This is a genomic window from Streptomyces hygroscopicus subsp. hygroscopicus, assembly GCF_001553455.1.
In the GTDB taxonomy this organism is placed as follows: Bacteria; Actinomycetota; Actinomycetes; order Streptomycetales; family Streptomycetaceae; genus Streptomyces; species Streptomyces hygroscopicus.
Genome location: NZ_BBOX01000422.1, coordinates 1 through 15,619, shown reverse-complemented (window position 1 = coordinate 15,619; position 15,619 = coordinate 1). Strand labels below are relative to the sequence as shown.

General features: G+C 71.5%; 17 protein-coding genes. 12 read left to right on the top strand and 5 right to left on the bottom strand.

Features of this window, described 5'->3' with window-relative positions; translation table 11 throughout:
- Positions 1-74: 74 nt before the first annotated feature.
- The 4 genes from AXW62_RS34095 to AXW62_RS34080 all read left to right on the top strand — a co-directional run bounded on the left by AXW62_RS34095 (position 75) and on the right by AXW62_RS34080 (position 4,149).
- Positions 75-743: an HNH endonuclease family protein gene (locus AXW62_RS34095; protein WP_051885827.1), complete on the top strand. Its 669-nt coding sequence runs from the start codon at positions 75-77 to the stop codon at positions 741-743.
- A gap of 1,161 nt (positions 744-1,904) precedes the next feature.
- Positions 1,905-2,384 (top strand): DoxX family protein, encoded by a 480-nt coding sequence (locus tag AXW62_RS34090; protein ID WP_060947868.1) that lies wholly within the window; start codon positions 1,905-1,907, stop codon positions 2,382-2,384.
- 241 nt (positions 2,385-2,625) lie between these two features.
- On the top strand, positions 2,626-3,315 hold the full coding sequence (locus AXW62_RS34085) for a DedA family protein (RefSeq protein ID WP_060947867.1): 690 nt from the start codon (positions 2,626-2,628) through the stop codon (positions 3,313-3,315).
- A gap of 135 nt (positions 3,316-3,450) precedes the next feature.
- Positions 3,451-4,149, top strand: coding sequence for a lytic transglycosylase domain-containing protein (locus AXW62_RS34080; RefSeq protein WP_060947866.1), 699 nt, complete (start codon positions 3,451-3,453; stop codon positions 4,147-4,149).
- Here AXW62_RS34080 and AXW62_RS34075 read toward each other — a convergent pair.
- Complete coding sequence (locus AXW62_RS34075; protein WP_030825941.1) at positions 4,133-4,915, bottom strand: alpha/beta fold hydrolase; 783 nt, start codon at positions 4,913-4,915, stop codon at positions 4,133-4,135. The genes AXW62_RS34080 and AXW62_RS34075 overlap by 17 nt on opposite strands.
- A gap of 554 nt (positions 4,916-5,469) precedes the next feature.
- Between AXW62_RS34075 and AXW62_RS34070 the strand changes: the two genes are divergently transcribed.
- Positions 5,470-6,054: a helix-turn-helix domain-containing protein gene (locus AXW62_RS34070; protein WP_079115926.1), complete on the top strand. Its 585-nt coding sequence runs from the start codon at positions 5,470-5,472 to the stop codon at positions 6,052-6,054.
- Positions 6,055-6,292: 238 nt separating this feature from the next.
- On the opposite strand, the gene AXW62_RS34065 is transcribed toward AXW62_RS34070, so the two are convergent.
- The 3 genes from AXW62_RS34065 to AXW62_RS34055 all read right to left on the bottom strand — a co-directional run bounded on the left by AXW62_RS34065 (position 6,293) and on the right by AXW62_RS34055 (position 8,932).
- Positions 6,293-6,898 carry a ClpP family protease gene (locus AXW62_RS34065; protein ID WP_030825946.1) on the bottom strand — a complete coding sequence of 202 codons (606 nt, stop codon included), beginning with the start codon at positions 6,896-6,898 and terminating at the stop codon, positions 6,293-6,295.
- A 1-nt stretch (position 6,899) separates the two neighbouring features.
- Positions 6,900-7,553, bottom strand: a complete 654-nt coding sequence (locus tag AXW62_RS34060; RefSeq protein ID WP_060947864.1) for an ATP-dependent Clp protease proteolytic subunit — start codon at positions 7,551-7,553, stop codon at positions 6,900-6,902.
- A gap of 185 nt (positions 7,554-7,738) precedes the next feature.
- Positions 7,739-8,932, bottom strand: coding sequence for an MFS transporter (locus tag AXW62_RS34055; protein ID WP_060947863.1), 1,194 nt, complete (start codon positions 8,930-8,932; stop codon positions 7,739-7,741).
- A gap of 107 nt (positions 8,933-9,039) precedes the next feature.
- Between AXW62_RS34055 and AXW62_RS34050 the strand changes: the two genes are divergently transcribed.
- Complete coding sequence (locus AXW62_RS34050) at positions 9,040-9,651, top strand: TetR/AcrR family transcriptional regulator (protein ID WP_060947862.1); 612 nt, start codon at positions 9,040-9,042, stop codon at positions 9,649-9,651.
- A 422-nt stretch (positions 9,652-10,073) separates the two neighbouring features.
- Here AXW62_RS34050 and AXW62_RS34045 read toward each other — a convergent pair whose 3' ends face one another.
- Positions 10,074-11,456, bottom strand: a complete 1,383-nt coding sequence (locus tag AXW62_RS34045; protein WP_252368838.1) for an NsdA family TPR-like regulatory protein — start codon at positions 11,454-11,456, stop codon at positions 10,074-10,076.
- Between AXW62_RS34045 and AXW62_RS34040 the strand changes: the two genes are divergently transcribed.
- The 6 genes from AXW62_RS34040 to AXW62_RS34015 all read left to right on the top strand — a co-directional run bounded on the left by AXW62_RS34040 (position 11,404) and on the right by AXW62_RS34015 (position 15,407).
- Positions 11,404-12,432, top strand: coding sequence for an asparagine synthase-related protein (locus AXW62_RS34040; RefSeq protein ID WP_079115925.1), 1,029 nt, complete (start codon positions 11,404-11,406; stop codon positions 12,430-12,432). The two genes, AXW62_RS34045 and AXW62_RS34040, sit on opposite strands and share 53 nt — an antisense overlap.
- The gene (locus tag AXW62_RS34035; protein WP_060947860.1) at positions 12,426-12,686 is read left to right on the top strand and encodes a PqqD family peptide modification chaperone; all 261 of its coding nucleotides are present in this window, start codon (positions 12,426-12,428) and stop codon (positions 12,684-12,686) included. The genes AXW62_RS34040 and AXW62_RS34035 overlap by 7 nt, the downstream gene beginning before the upstream one ends.
- On the top strand, positions 12,686-13,120 hold the full coding sequence (locus tag AXW62_RS34030; RefSeq protein WP_060947859.1) for a lasso peptide biosynthesis B2 protein: 435 nt from the start codon (positions 12,686-12,688) through the stop codon (positions 13,118-13,120). Before AXW62_RS34035 ends, AXW62_RS34030 begins: the two co-directional genes overlap by 1 nt.
- Positions 13,117-14,277 (top strand): protein-L-isoaspartate O-methyltransferase family protein, encoded by a 1,161-nt coding sequence (locus AXW62_RS34025; RefSeq protein WP_060947858.1) that lies wholly within the window; start codon positions 13,117-13,119, stop codon positions 14,275-14,277. The genes AXW62_RS34030 and AXW62_RS34025 overlap by 4 nt, the downstream gene beginning before the upstream one ends.
- A gap of 177 nt (positions 14,278-14,454) precedes the next feature.
- On the top strand, positions 14,455-15,060 hold the full coding sequence (locus AXW62_RS40030; protein ID WP_079115924.1) for a hypothetical protein: 606 nt from the start codon (positions 14,455-14,457) through the stop codon (positions 15,058-15,060).
- On the top strand, positions 15,057-15,407 hold the full coding sequence (locus AXW62_RS34015; protein WP_063817714.1) for a hypothetical protein: 351 nt from the start codon (positions 15,057-15,059) through the stop codon (positions 15,405-15,407). Before AXW62_RS40030 ends, AXW62_RS34015 begins: the two co-directional genes overlap by 4 nt.
- Positions 15,408-15,619 lie beyond the last annotated feature (212 nt).

The window sequence follows — 15,619 nt, the reverse complement described above, 5'->3', positions numbered from 1 at the left end:
GCATCGGCCGTCGACCATCGACAGCGGCACAAGCGCCCCGGAGGCGAACGAGCCACACTACAAAGGGAGTTCGCATGTCGGACATACACCGTCGCCCCACCCGACGTCGCGTCTACGCGCGTCGCGCCTCGGTCTTCGGCGGGTTCGTCGCCCTGTTGGGCACGCTCGTCCTCAACGGGCCCACCGCACAGGCTTCCCCGCCCACCCCGCCCAGCGCCGCCACCGCCCGCACCCAGCTGGCCTCGCTGACCGTCAAGGCCGAGGGCTCGTCGGACGGTTACAGCCGCGACAAGTTCCCGCACTGGATCACCCAGAGCGGCTCCTGCAACACCCGCGAGGAAGTCCTCAAGCGCGACGGCAAGAACGTCCAGACCGACTCCAGTTGCGCGGCCACCAGCGGCACCTGGTACTCCGAGTACGACGGTGAGACCTGGTCGGCCGCCTCCGACGTGGACATCGACCACGTCGTCCCGCTCTCCGAGGCGTGGAAGTCCGGCGCCAGCGGTTGGACCACCGCCCAGCGCCAGGCCTTCGCCAACGACCTGACCCACTCCCAGCTCATCGCCGTGACGGACAACGTCAACCAGTCCAAGGGCGACCAGGACCCCGCCGAATGGCTGCCGCCCCGGGCCGCCTACCACTGCATGTACGCCCGGATGTGGGTGTCGGTGAAGTACACCTACAAGCTCAGCCTCGACTCGGCCGAGAAGTCCGCGCTCAGCGGCATCCTCAACGGCTGCTGAGACAGCCCCGGAGAAAGCCGCGGAAACAACCCCGGAAAGGACCGCGGAAACAACCCCAGCGAAGCGTGCGCACGGGAAAAGACCGCGGAAAAGACCGCAGAAGAGACCTGCGGAAAAAGTCGCCGAAACGGCCGCGGGCCGACCGGGGCCCTTAACGGCGTCCGTGGCAGCGGCGCACCGCCCGGAGGAACCCCGCGCCACCCTCCGTCGTTCCGTGCGGTTACGCCTGACCGCGTACACCGGCGAACGGCGGAGGAGGGCCGGGTGGCCGGGCTGCGCCCGGGACCACTGCTGCGACGGGCGCGCAGTGGCCCTCCGCGCGTCCCAGGCCCGCGCCCCGCGCACCCCGCCCCGGGCACCCCCAGGCCCGCGCCCCGCGCGTCCCAGGCCCGTGCCCCGGGCGGCCCGGGGACCCCGGGACCGGCTCCGTCACCTCCGCCCCGTCCGCCCCAACGCGCTCCGAGGGTCACTTTTCGGCCATCGACCACGGCAACCCCGAAGAGGCCGCCGCGCTCACGGAGTACGGCATCCCGGAGGCGGGGCGCCGGTCCTGGGGCCTGGTGCCCCCGCGCCGCGGGCGCGGTTCACGGGGCGTGACGAGCGGGACGGCTTCCGGCGGCGGCTGTCGGCCTCCGCGCGCCAGGACGTGGCGCAGCCGCCGCTGAGTTGCCGATCCACCCGCTGGCCACCGGGCAGTGCCGCCTCCATCGGATGGAGTGGTACGAGACCGGCGGGCTCGATGTCACCGCTGCCCCGTACCGGTTGCCGACCGCCCGGGGCCGGCCGCGTCCGCGGCGGTTGCCCATCGGGGTGCCGACCGAGGGGGCCCACTGGGTGACCGCCGCGGGGGCGCGGCCGGGCGTGAACTCCGTCACCCTCGCCATCCCCCCTCCGCCACCCCCCCCATCGCCCTCTGCGACACCCTCTGCGACACCGACCCGGTAGCACGGGCGGCGCCGCGCGAGCCGACCGCCCGGGATCCCTGGCAGAAAGGTGCCCCGATGTGCACGGCGGGGCTCCGAGGGGCGGATTTCAGCCGTAACGGAAGGGACGCCAGGGCACTCATGTTGGCAGGAACTTGAACTTGCAACAAAAGATGAGGTGACCCTAACCTGGGCGCTCCGTTGTTTCCCGTCTCCGGAACGAGGAGCTCCACCTCCCATGCCTTCCTCCCCCACCCCCCGCACCCTCGGTGAGGCGCTCGAGACCGCCAAACCGCATGTTCTGTCGCTTTTCCGCATCGTCGTCGGCCTGCTGTTCTTCTGCCACGGCGCCTCGTCGCTGTTCGGCTGGTTCGGCGGTATGGACGGCACCGGCGCCACCATCGAGGCGGGCACCTGGCCGGGCTGGTACGCGGCGGTGATCCAGCTCGTCGGCGGCGCGCTGGTGATGCTCGGCATCGGCACCCGCAGCGCGGCGTTCCTCTCTTCGGGCTCGATGGCCTACGCGTACTTCCACGAGCACCAGCCGGAGAAGCTGTGGCCCATTCAGAACGGCGGTGAGCCCGCCGCGCTGTTCTGCTGGACCCTGCTGCTGCTCGTCTTCACCGGCCCCGGCCCCTGGGCGCTGGACCGGGTATTCGGCTCGGCCCGGACGAGCGAGGCGACGGCCGAAACTCGGCGCCAGCCATCCGCGGTCTGATAGACCTCAGTTGATCCGCACGGACCCACAGACGTCATACACAAACGTCACACACAGACGTCACATCACGGATTACGCCGTGCGGGGCCGAGCGCCCCGCACGGCGTAATTCGAACACGATCGTTACACCCTTACCGTTACCCTCATCTGTCACAGGCGTACGCTGTATGGCTGTACAGGCTGGCGCCTGCCGCTTCCCGGCGACATGCGCAGCGGGGGGACCGGGATCGGGAGAAGAACGTTGTTGGAACAATTGGGGTCGCTGACCAACACCCCATGGATCTATGCGGTCATCGCGGTGTCCGTCCTGCTCGACGTCTTCGTCCCCGTTCTGCCCAGCGGAGTCCTGGTCATCGCCGCCGCCACCGCGGCCGCCGGCACCACCGTTGACGCCGTCGGCGTGGTGCGCCAGGCCGACGCGGCCGACTTCCCCGCCATGTTCGGGCTGATGCTGTGCGCCGCGACCGCCTCCGTCCTCGGAGACATGGTCGCCTACCGGCTGGCCTGGCGCGGCAGCGACCGGCTCGGCCGCGCGATCGCCCGCTCCCGCCGACTCACCTCCGCCCAGGAGAAGTTGGGCACCGCGCTGGTGCGCGGCGGCGGCCCCCTCGTGGTGATAGCCCGCTTCGCGCCCGCGGGACGCTCGGTCGTCAGCCTGGGCGCGGGCGCCGCCCATCGGAGGGTGAAGGAATTCCTGCCGTGGTCCGCGGTGGCCGGGCTCGCCTGGGCGGCGTACAGCGTGACCCTCGGCTATGTCGGCGGCCAGTGGCTCGGCGCCTCCTGGCTCGGCACGGCGGTCTCGGTGCTCGCGCTGTTCGCGGCCGGCGCCGGCGCGGCATACGTGATGAAACGCCCCGGTGAGGAGGAGACCGGCCCGCTGCCCGCGGCCCCCGCCGGACAGCCGATGCCTCCGGTCCGCCCCGCGTCGTAACACCGTGTCGTAGCACCGCGTCGTAGCACCGTGTCATAGCACGTGTCGTAGCACCGTGTCGGCGACCGATTACAGATCGGCCCGCGATACCGGCTACCGTCCCTGCATGCGTACCCTCTCCGTGCCGGTTCCGGCATGCTGACCCGCGCCGCCGGGATGGTCGCGGCGTTCGTCGCCGGCCTCGCGCTGGTCGTCGGCGCGATTCTCGTCGTACGGCATCTCACCGCACCCTCGAAGCCCGAGCTGCCGGTGATCCCGGAGAACCGGCGCCCCTCCGTGGAATCGGCGGCCCGCGCCTGCGCCCCGCTGAGCGTGCCGCTGCTGGCCGCCCAGATCGACGCGGAGAGCGGCTGGCGCCCGGACGCGGACTCCGGGCACGCCCAGGGCATTTCGCAGTTCTCACCGGCCACCTGGAAGGAGTGGGGCCAGGACGGCGACGGCGACGGCAAGGCCGACGTCTGGGAACCCCGCGACGCCATCCCCTCCCAGGCCCGCTACATGTGCCATCTGTACGACCTGGTCAAGGCGGTCCCGGGCAGCGGGACCAAGACCGGGGCGACCCGGCTCGCGCTCGCGGCGTACAACGCGGGGCCGAACGCGGTGCTCCGTGCGCGCGGCATCCCGGAGATCCTCGAAACGCGGGGCTATGTCGACAAAATCATGAACGACCTGCTGCCCAAGTACCGGAAGAGCGAGGAGAAGTACCAGCGGAGCGAGGCGAAGCACGCCGGTCGTGCCTCCGCCTCACCGTCCGACCCGTCCTCCGCCCCGCCCTCCTCGGATCCGTCCGCGTCCGCCTCCGGCACCTCACCGCCGGCTACGCGTCAGCCGTGATGAAGTCCTCGACGGCCCGTACGAGTTCCAGCGGTGTCTCATCGGCGGGGTAGCGCCCGGCGTACTCCAGCTCCACCAGCTCGGCGTTGACGTACCAGCGCAGCCAGGTCCGCCGCATCACCTCCGCCGTGAGCGCCGGGTCGTGGGCGCCGACCACGACCCGGACCGGCACCTGGACGCCGGTGATGTCCTCGTGGAAGTCCTCCAGCGCCCAGGAGTCCAGCCACGCCCGGAGCGCCTTGGGGTCGCTGTGCTCCAGTGAGTGCCGGACCATCAGGTCCAGCCAGGCGTCCGGGTGCCGGCTGCCGGTGGTGCGGTCGATGATCGCCCGCCGGTTCTCCGGGCGGTCGGCGGCGGACGCGAACAGCTGCCACTGCTCGCCCTCCATCGGCACCCCGCTGGCCGGCACCGGCGCGACCCCGACCAGCCGCCGGACCCGCTCCGGGGCCGCCGCCACGACGCGCTGGACGACGGCCCCGCCCATCGCGTGGCCGACGAGCGAGAACCGCTCCCAGCCGAGGTGATCGGCGAGCGCGAGCAGATCGCGCCCGGCCTCATCGGTGGTGTACGCGCCGGGGATGTCGCGCGCCTCGCCGTAGCCGCGCAGATCGGGAAGCACATAGGTGAACGCGCGCCGGTCGATATGCGGCAGTATCGCGGCGTACGCGGCGCGGTCCGAGAACCAGCCGTGCACGGCCATCACACGGTGCGGCCCTTCGCCGACGAGCTCATACGGTGGAACGAGGGGTGGAACGATCGGTCCCATGGCACCTCCGGTCCCAGTCGAATACGAGCACGCGGCGCGTGCCCGTGGGGGACAACGGTGACGTCTCCCGCTTCGGGTGGGCAAGCCCGGTGCGCATATGCGTGCCCGCGATACGACCGGGGAGGGGCCGTATCGCGGGCACGGGGTTGGCACATCTGCCCGCGCCGCTGCGCTGGACCGGTTGTGCACCGGAGTTGCGGGTCGCGGGCTGACGCGGGCGCGATCGGTCCGGCGTACCGCCGGAGGCCGGGCCCGCGCACTGTCGGGTCCGGCCCCCGCCGTGTCCGGGTACGCAAGCAGCCCAGCGAGCGTGAACAAGGACAGCTTCACGGTAGGGCCCGGCACTGACATCGGGGCTTCGCGGCGGGTTCGCGGCAGGTGCGCAGCCGGTTCGCGGCGGGTTCGCGGCCGGTTCGCGGTGCGGTCGGCGGCTTCGAACGCGGCCGTGCGGGGCCGGGGTTCGCACCTGCCGAACACGCCGAACAGGTGATCGATTCGCCGAGGGCAGAACGCCGGGCCCTTCCCGTCGGGCTCGCCGCTCCTACTCTGAGGGGGTGAGCAGCCACGCGTCGAACCGAGCCCGCGTCATTCCCCTGCGTCCGCCCGCCTCGGCCGCGGTGCCCCGGACGGGAGCCGCTGCCAGGGGCACCGGTGCGGCCCCTTCCGCACCGGAGGCCCCGACCGCACCGGCCGTCCCCGCGGGGCGGGAGCAGACCGCCCCGGAACCGGTGAAGGAGCCCCTCTGGCGGGACATCGTCGGTGGCGTGCTGCGGCGTGAGCGCCTCGCCCAGACCCGCACGCTCAAGGACGTCGCCGAGGCGGCCCGTATCTCCATGCCGTACCTCTCGGAGCTCGAACGCGGCCGTAAGGAGGCGTCGTCCGAGGTCCTCGCAGCCGCCGCCCGTGCCCTCGGCCTCAGCCTGGCCGACCTCCTCGCCATGGTCCAGGTCGAGCTGATCCGGCTCGCCGCCGGACCGCGGCGGCGACGCGACGGCGCGGTGATGTCCGTCGCGGCCCTCACGTCCGTCACCTCTGTCACGTCCGTCGCCCCCACCGCCTCGGGCGCCTCCGGCGCCTCCGGTACGGGCCGCGGGTCCGGGCAGGCGGGGCGGCAGGGCGACGTACGCCTCGCCGCCTGAGCCCGCCTGAGCCCACCGGATCGCCGCCCGATCGCCGCCTGAGCCCGCCCGATGGCGCCGGGCGCAGCCGGAGGCGGCTCGAAGCCGACCAAGACGACTCCAAGCCGCCAGACGCGGCCGAAACCGACAGCGGCGACTCGAAGCCGACAGGGGCCGCCGGAAGACGGCGGCCCCGGCCTTCTCAGAACGCCCCGGCCTTCTCAGAACGCCCCCGCCGTCTCAGAACGTCCCCGCCGTCTCAGAACGCCCTGGCCATCCGCCGGCTCAACACCTCGTCGGCGAGCCCGTACGCCACCGCCTCCCGCGCCGTGAAGACCTTGTCGCGGTCCATGTCGGCGCGGAGGGTGGCCACATCGTGGGGCGTATGGCGGGCGAGTACCTCCTCGACCTGCGCGCGGATCCGGAGCATCTCCTTGGCCTGCAGGCTGAGGTCCGAGACCGTGCCCTGCTGACCGCCGCTCACCGGCTGCCCCAGCAGCACCCGGGCGTGCTCCAGTACGAACCGCCGCCCGGGGTCTCCCCCGGCCAGCAGCACCGCCGCGGTCGAGGCCGCCTGCCCCACGCAGAACGTCGAGATGGGCGCCGACACGAACGTCATCGTGTCGTAGATCGCCATCAGCGAGGTGAACGAGCCGCCCGGTGAGTTGATGTAGATCGCGACCTCCTGCTCCGGGCTCGACGACTCGAGATGGAGCAGCTGCGCGATCACGACGTTGGCGACGCCGTCGTCGATCTCCGTGCCGAGGAAGATGATCCGCTCGGACAGCAGCCGGCTGTAGATGTCGTACGCCCGCTCCCCCTGCGTGGTGCGCTCGACGACGGTCGGAATCGTGTACTGCCCCATGTCAGATCCCCATCCTGCGCCGCGAACCGGCCGGCCGTACGTCCGCGAGCGACTCCAGGACCCGGTCGACCATCCCGTATTCCTTCGCCTGCTCCGGTGTGAACCACCGGTCGCGGTCACCGTCGCGCGAAATCGTCTCCACGCTCTGTCCGGTGTGCTCCGCGGTGATGCGTTCGATGGACCGCTTCATGAATTCGAGATTCTCGGCCTGGATCGCGATATCGGCCGCGCTCCCCCCGATTCCGGCCGACGGCTGATGCATCATGATGCGGGAATTCGGCAGGGCGTAGCGCTTCCCGGCCGTCCCCACGGTGAGCAGGAACTGCCCCATGCTCGCGGCGAATCCCATGGCGAGCGTGGACACGTCGTTCGGGATCAGCCGCATCGTGTCGTAGATCGCCAGTCCCGCCGTCACCGAACCGCCCGGACTGTTGATGTAGAGGCTGATATCGGTCCGCGGATCCTCGGCCGACAGCAGCAGCATCTGCGCACACACCCGGTTCGCGGACACCTCGTCCACCTGGGTCCCGAGAAAGACGATGCGCTGTGTCAGCAGCTGCGCGGCCAGATGATCGTCGAATCGCGTCGGCGCCGTGTCCCCCTCGGCGGCGCGCGGACTCGATACCGGCTCCCAGCCGGTGGCGAATATTCCCATCGGACCTCCCTGTGAATACCGCGGCCCGCATTCGCCGCGGTCCTTTCACCATCGGCCCGGTTCCGGCCGCGGGGCAGGGATATCGGCCCGCGGCAGATTCGCGTACGGCAGAGCCCGCCCCCGCGCTCCCCGGGGGCCGCCCGTCCCGCCGGAACGTCGTGAAGTCCCGCCGGAACGTGGTGAAGTCACCGTCCCGCGGGGAAAGCCGCGTGCCGGCCGCAGCCGACCGTGACCAGTGCGATGAGCGCGAGCCCGATCATCCCGGCGGGCAGCACCGGCGCGCCCGCGCTGTCGAGGACGACGGCGCCGAGCGCGCCGCCCGCGAAGATCGCGAGGTTGAAGGACGTGGTGAGCAGCGCGTTCGCCACATCGGCGTTCTCGCCCGCGGCTTCTCCCATGGCCGTCTGCAGATGCGTCGCCGCGCCGCCGAAGGCGATGCCCCACAGGACGATCGCGAGGAGCGCGAGCGCCATGGACTGCCGGCCGAGGACGAACGTGGCGCCGGAGACGATGAACAGGCTGACGCTCACCAGGGTGAGCCGGCGCAGCGCGTGGTCGATGAACACGCCGGTGATCCAGATTCCGCCGAGCGCGGCGACGCCGAAGACGACGAGGGCGAGGTCGGGCCGGAGCGCGAGGTGTGCCTGCCGCAGATAGGGGGCGATGTAGGTGTAGAGCAGGTTGTGCGCGAGCATCCAGACGAAGACGACGACGAGGATGGTCGCCACGCCCGGAATGCCCAGCACCCGGGTGAGCGGAACCCGTGTCCGCGCCCGCTGCCCCGGCACGTCGGGCACGAGCAGCTGCGCGAAGACCATGACGACGGCGGTGAGCAGGGACATCGCGGCGAACGCCCACCGCCAACCGGCCACCGAACCGAGCCAGGCGCCCAGCGGAGTCCCGGCCGAGAGCGCGACCGGGGTCCCGGTCATGGCGATGGAGAGGGCCCGGCCCGCCTGTTCCGGCGCGGCGATGCGCCGCGCGTATCCGGCGAGCATGCCCCACAGCAGGCCGGAGAAGGCTCCCGCGACGAAGCGGGCACCGAGCGCGACGGGGAGCGAGGGCGCCAGGGTGGTGACGGTGTTGGCGACCAGGAATCCGAGCAGCCCGGCGAGGAGGAGCGGCTTCCGCCGGGCCCCGCGGGTCAGCATGGCCGCGGGTATCGCCGCGAGGACGGTTCCGATCGCGTAGGCGCTCACGAGCTGGCCCGCTCCGCCCTCGGAGACGCCGAGTCCGGTGGCGAGCCGCGGGAGCAGCCCGGCCGGCATCGTCTCGGTCATGATCACGACGAAACCGGTGCAGGCCATCACGACCAGCGCCGGGACGGGAAGCGGCTCCCGTGCTCGCGTGGCGGCGGGGGTAGGAAACGTCGAGGTCATGAGGGGAGGGCTCCTTCATCAATTACGGATCGATCGATCCGATATTGACGAGCCCCGGCATCGTCCGTCAAACTGGACCAGTCATTCCGAAAATGAGGAGGTCTGCCGTGTCACCCGTCGGCCGCCCCCGCGCCTTCGACCAGGAGGCCGTTCTCGAGGCCGCGATGCTGCTGTTCTGGGAGCAGGGCTACGAAGCCACCTCACTCGCGCAGCTGCGCGAGGCCACCGGGCTGTCCTCGGCCAGCCTGTACGGAGCCTTCGGCTCGAAGGACGGGCTGTTCGCACGAGCCGTGGAGCACTACATCTCCGGACCGGGCAGCATCACCGACGTCGCCGCCGACGAGGCGATGAACCCCCGCGAGGCGGTCGCACGCCTCCTGCACGGATCGATCGACATGCAGACCGACCCGTCCCACCCCCGCGGCTGCCTCATCGCCCTCTCCGGCACGCTGGGCGCACCGGAGACGGGGGAGGCGGCGCGGAAGGTGGTGGCGGCGCGACGGGCGGTGGACCGGGCCCGCATCAGAGCGTGCGTCGTCCGCGGTGTCGCCGCGGGCGACCTCCCCGAGGACACCGACGTGGACGGCACCACAGCGATGATCTACGGCTTTCTGCTCGGCGTCTCGACACAGGTCCGCGACGGCGTCCCCGCCCACGACCTCCACGCCGCGGCCGACGCCGTCCTCGCCAACTGGGCCACCACACCGGACCACGGCTGACACGCACGGCCCGGCGCCGTCGATCACGGCGCAGTCCGTCACGGCGCCAGCGCGGTGCGCTCCAGCGCACGCGGTCACCCCGGACCCCGGCCACGTCGCCCGCACCCGGAGGTGGGCGGCGCAACGGGCACCGGTCTGCCGTCGCGTTCCAGTTGATCACTCGTGGTGCAACGATCCCTCGGACCCGCCCGGCCGGAGGGGGCATTCGTCACGCCCTGCGGGATGCCCCGTCCGGCCAGACGACATCCACAGGGATGCCTGCCTCCGGGCCTGGTGCACCACGTCCGCCGTTCCTCCGCCGTTGCCCGTGGGAGGCTGCCTGTTCCACACCGCCACCAGCCGATCGGCACGCTCCAGCAGCACAGCGTTCGTCGCTGGGCACGGTCCCGACATCGGACCGCGGCCTGCGGCCCCTTCGGAGGTCAGGCCGCGGCCAGGAACTCGACGGCCCGCTCCTCCAGCTCAGCCGCACATCGCACACCTCGGGACCTGAAGCGAGCGAGGTCACTGCGCATGCGGTTCACGGCCTTGCGGGTGCGGACGGACCGGACACCGTCCATGTGGTCCATCGCCCTGTTCCAGGTGGCACACGCTTGCTCGATGCCGCCGCCCTTGAGCTGCATCTCGGCGCTGGCCACGAGGTCGAGTGCGACGATCCGCGCATAGCCCGATGGGCGGGACGCGGCGGCCCGCGCGTACTGCTCCGCCGCCGTACTTCGATCGCCCAGCGTCTCGTAGACCTTCGCACTGCGCGAGTAGACCGACGCCGCAGGCGGACCCCAGGACAGAGCCCAGAATGGCACTTCGTCCCCACGGTCGGCGGCCAGGAGAGAACGCGCCCGCTCGGCTTCGGCGACGGCCGCGTGCCGCTGTCGGGACTTGGCCAGGGTGTGGGCGTGGACGACACGGAAAAGTGCTTCGGTCTGCGTATCGACCTTCCCCTTGGCGCGGTCCAGGCCAGTCTCGGCCAGGGCCTGGCAGTGCTCGGGCCGGTGCAGCTTGAGCCCTTGCATGGCCATCGTGCGCATCACGAACCCGTCGTGCCCGGGGATGCCGGACTCGACGGCGAGCGCGTAGGACTGGAGGTAATAGCGCTGGGCCAGGCCCTGCTGTCCCGCGTCGTAGGACTTCCAACCGAGCAGGTGCACGCCGCGGCTGGCGGCGGAGAGCATCTGCTGGCGGATCTCCTCGGAGTGGAAGCGGCCTCGGCACAGCGAGGCGACGTCGTCGCGCAGGTACTGCACCAGGGCGCTGCGGCCGTGCTGTCCACCGTGGCGTTCGTCCATCTCGGAGAAGATGCGCACCATGTCGCGGACTGCGGCGACTTCGGCCATACCGATGGTCTGTCCGGTGCGGGCAGCGGCGGTGCGGTCGGCGATCTCGCGGACGTATGACAGTGGCAGACCGGCGGCGGCGACCGAGTAGGCGGAGGTGGTGAGGAAGCGGCGCCGGTTCAATTCGTGCCTCCACATCGGCAGCAGGACGTCCAGCGGGTCCTCGCCGAGGGAGAGCCCGAGCTCATCTTCCTCGTTTTCCGGGGCGAGGCCGAGATCGTGAAGGGTCAGCAGGCGGCCGAGTTGGCGGGAGAGGGCTACGGCGAGGTAGCGGCCGGTGTCGGCTGCGGGGACGGCGCCGCTGATCCAGTGTTCGATGGTCGACTTGTTGGTCCGTAAGGGCACGCCGCACTCGGCGGCGACCGCGCGTACCTCCTTCTGATCAACCTCACCCGCGCCCCGGCCGATCCTGGTAACGATGACCTCGACTGGGCACGCCGCGCGGCCGGGGCCCAGCCCGGTGCCCGGCACGACATTCTGGACGTGGGGGGTTGTCCCTGCCCAGTTCGCAGGGCTGGAGGCGCCGTTCGCGCTGGATGCCCCGTCACCGTCTGCTGCCAGCCCGCGCAGGGCGGCCTTCTGGTGGGAGCATGCGGCGTCCGCTGAGGTCCGAGTGCTGCTGTCCGGCAAGGGTGGCGACGAGTTGATGCCTACCGCCCTGTCCTACCTGACCCACGCACGCCGCCGAGATAAGGCCGCCTCTCGCCGCCACATCAAAGGCTGGGCTGCCCTGTGGGGTGTGACCACGCAGCAGGTCAAGGCCCAGGCCGCGGATCCGGGCCCGTACCAGAGGTGGCTCGCCGACTGTCCCACCCACGGCCGCGATGATTCCCTCGGGTGGGAGGCCGGGCCATATGCGCCGCCGTGGCTGACCGGCTGGGCCCGCACGATGCTGGCCGACGCCCTCCGCGCGGCGGCGGACAGGGCAGAACCGTTGCACGAGCGGCCACATCAGCACGCCACAATGGCGGCGATCAGAGCACTCGCCCGCTGGAACCGGCTCCAATCCGATGCCGCGAGCCCCTTCGGCATCCAGCTCGCCTACCCCTACGCCGACCAGCAGGTGATCGAGGCGGCGCTGGCCACTCGCGCCGAGGCCCGCACCAGCCCGTATCAGAACAAGCCGCTGCTGATGGCGGTGATGAGCGGCCACGTGCCCGCCGCCAATCTCGCCCGCCGCACCAAAGGCGGCTACAGCTCCGACACTGCCGAGGCGGCCCGGCCCGCGCGGGCGATGTTCGCGAAGCTCCTGTCCGATGACTCCGAACTCGCCCGATGCGGTCTCATCGATGCTGATCGCCTGCGCACGGCGCTGCGCGGGTGGGACCGTGCGGACGACCGCACCGACCTGCTGCTGCATCTGACCCTGATGTGCGAGGTCTGGGCCCGCACCACGAGCAACCGCCCGCTGCCGACCCCCGTTCCCTTCGAGGAGACACCATGTTGAATCTGGCGGCCGGAGCACGGGTCGTGACCGACCCCGTGACAGGCCGCGGAACGCTGATCACATCCGACTCCAGCGTATGGACCCTCAACCCGACCGCGGCGGTGGCGTTGACCGAACTCGCCAACGGAGGCACAGTCAACGGCGCCGAAGAGGAACTGGCGCGACGCTGGCCCGACATCCCCGCGGCCACGCTCCGGGCCGACCTCGACACGCTGCTCGCCGAGTTGCAAGCGGCTGGGGTGGTGACACGCTGATGAGCTTCCCCGTCGCTCTGCCGCCCGCCATCCACCTACGGCCCCGGCAGTTCCTCCTCGCCCGCTCAGCCGGAACGCTCGCCACCCGCATCAGTGCCGGCACGCCCCGGCTGGAGAACGCCATGAACCGCACCCTTCGCGGAGCATGCCGTCCCTCCACGGTCGCAGAAGCCGAGCATGCGGTCCTGGCGGTCTGCACCGCAAACCTCCGCCTCGGCGGCACCCGCGCCTGTCTGCCCCGCTCCGTGGCAGCCCTGCTGTACTGCCGCGCCCACGGCCATGCTCCCGCGCTTGTCTTCGGCATCAAGCCCGGCGCATCCGAGGTCCACGCGTGGCTCGAGGCCGAAGGTCGGCCCGCCGGGGAGCCCAGCGACCCCACCCGCACCTATACGCCCATCGTCCGCTACAGCCCGCAGGAGAACGTGAACCGATGACCACGACTGTCGACTGGGCGCCCAAGGCGCACGCCCTCGCCGCCGACCTGCGAACGAAGGGCGCGATCCGCTCCGACGCGGTGGCCCACGCGATCGAGGCCGTACCCCGCCACCTGTTCATCAAAGGCCACTACGCCACCGGACATCACACCCCGGTCGACCCGGCCGAACCCACCGACGAGCTGCTCGACCTCGCCTACGCCGACCGCGGCATCATGACCCACACCCCAGCCGACGACGCCGGCGGGTTCTCCAGCACCTCCCAGCCCTCCATCGTCGCCAAGATGCTGGAAGCCGCCCGCCCGCGCCCGGGCATGCGGGTCCTGGAAGTCGGTGCGGGCACTGGCTGGAACGCCGCACTGATCGCCCACATCACCGGCGCCGAAACCCATACCGTCGAAGCGTCCCCGCTGGTCGCGGAAGAAGCCCGGGAGGCACTGGCCCGCGCCGGAGCCCAAGGCGTCACCGTTCACACCGGCGATGGATACCTCGGCTACCCGAACGGCGGCCCGTACGACCTGATCATGGTCACCTGCGGTATCGCCGGGATCTCCCCGGCCTGGCTCGACCAGCTCAGCCCCACCGGCGCCATCCTGGCCCCCATTGCCCATGGCGGTCTCCATCCGCTGACCCGCATCACCACCACCGAAGGCAGCCCCACCGGCCAACTGGTCGCCAGCGCCGACTTCATGACCGCCACCGGACCGCTGTACTCCGGGGCCACCCCGCCACCGGCCACCCGCGGCCAGCATTTCCCCACGCCGGATCCCGCTGCTGCCCGCACCGGCGCGGTACCCGCCGACCTGGACCCACGCGGCTCATACGTGGATCTGTGGATGCACCTGGCAGCCCGCCAAGCAGGCACCACCTGCGCCGGAGCGACAGACACCAGCGACTACACCGGATGCGCCGTCGTCGACGGCGACGCCGCGGTGTTCGTCCAGCCCGGGGGGCTCCACCTCACCCCGGGACCTGAAACCGAGCTGCTGGCCGACCAGGTTCAGCAGCACGTCAGCGAGTGGGACCACAACGGGCGCCCCGAACTCACCGCCTGGCGGTGCTCACTCGTGCCCGCAGGAGATATCGAGCACCCGCTCCTCGCCCCGGCTTACTGGCGGCTCGCAACCAGCAGTAGCCCGGCGCCCGAGCACATGTGATCACTCCCGCCCCTCCCTGGACTGCCCCGGGGCCCAGGACTGGTCCGTGCCTCCCGCGCCTTGGACTACGGCCTCACTCGAATGGCGCCCGGCGGCGCCTCTGAAAGCGTGATGCCCTCTCTCGGCTGGGCCAGGAGGGGGCAACACGGACACAAACCGGCCACGAGGAACCGCGTCATGATCGCTGACCCACAGCCAACCCTGCCCTGGAAGCCACCGCCCGCCGTGGACGTCGAGGCGTTACCCGTCGGCAGATGGTGGGACGCCGTGCGGGCCGCACCCATGGTCGGCGAACGCGCCCTGAAAACGCTCGGCGACCAGACCGGCGCCGTGATCCAGGACATGTACGGCACCCTGTACTGGCTCATCGCCGTGGGCTCCGCGACAAGCTGGCACCTGCGGCAGGTCCGCGTCCTGGCAGAACTCGCCGACGAGCGGACCTACCTCGGCGTACCGCCCGTCTCCTGGACGACGGGCCCCGATTCCCACTGGCGCGTGCACCTGGGGCCCGATCACTACCTGACCGATGCCCACCGCCTGCGGGAAGCCCTGGCCGAGGCCGACCGCGCCGAATACGGGCCCATGCCCGAGGGCCGCCAGCTCTGCTACCGCTGCCAGCTGCCCACCGACGAACCCATCCCCGTCGCCGTACAGACCCGCGGCAACGACATCGACAAGATCACCTACGCCTGCCCCGTCCACGCACCCCTCTACCCCACAGCCCAGCGCCCCCGGACCCTCACCAGCACACCCGCAGCCGAGCACGAGGGACGACACCGATGAAGAGGAGCGAGCCGGCCACCACGGCACCGGGACCGGGACCGGCCGGAATCGACCCGACCGCCCTCACCCGCGAGCAACTTCTCGGCTGGCGCTGCGCCCTGTGCGGCACGCCGCTCACCGGAGACCGCCCCCTCGGCACGGTCGCCCTCAGCCAGGGCCCCACCCTCACCACCTACCCCCTCTGGGCCTGCCACCCCAACTGCACCACAGAGAACGCATGGCGCGCCGCCATCACCCACGCCGCCGGTTGCGAAGCGTGCAGAACGGGCGAGTGCGAGACCGGACAGCGCCTCCTGGACGCCTACGCCACAGCCATCCGGCAGGAACACGCCGAGGGTGCCGGATGAGACACCACCGACAACCCCCCACCGAGCGAGCCGCGCCGCCCGCCTCCCGCACCACCCGGCCGAGCCTGACCCTCAGCACAATCCCGCTGCTGCCAGCCCTCGCGATCTACCTGTGCGTCGCGGGCGACCCGGCCCGATAGACCGGGTGGGCCGCCGGCGGCCCGGGGTCCCCCGCCCCGGGCACGGACTTCGCGCCGACGGCCCGCCCTCCC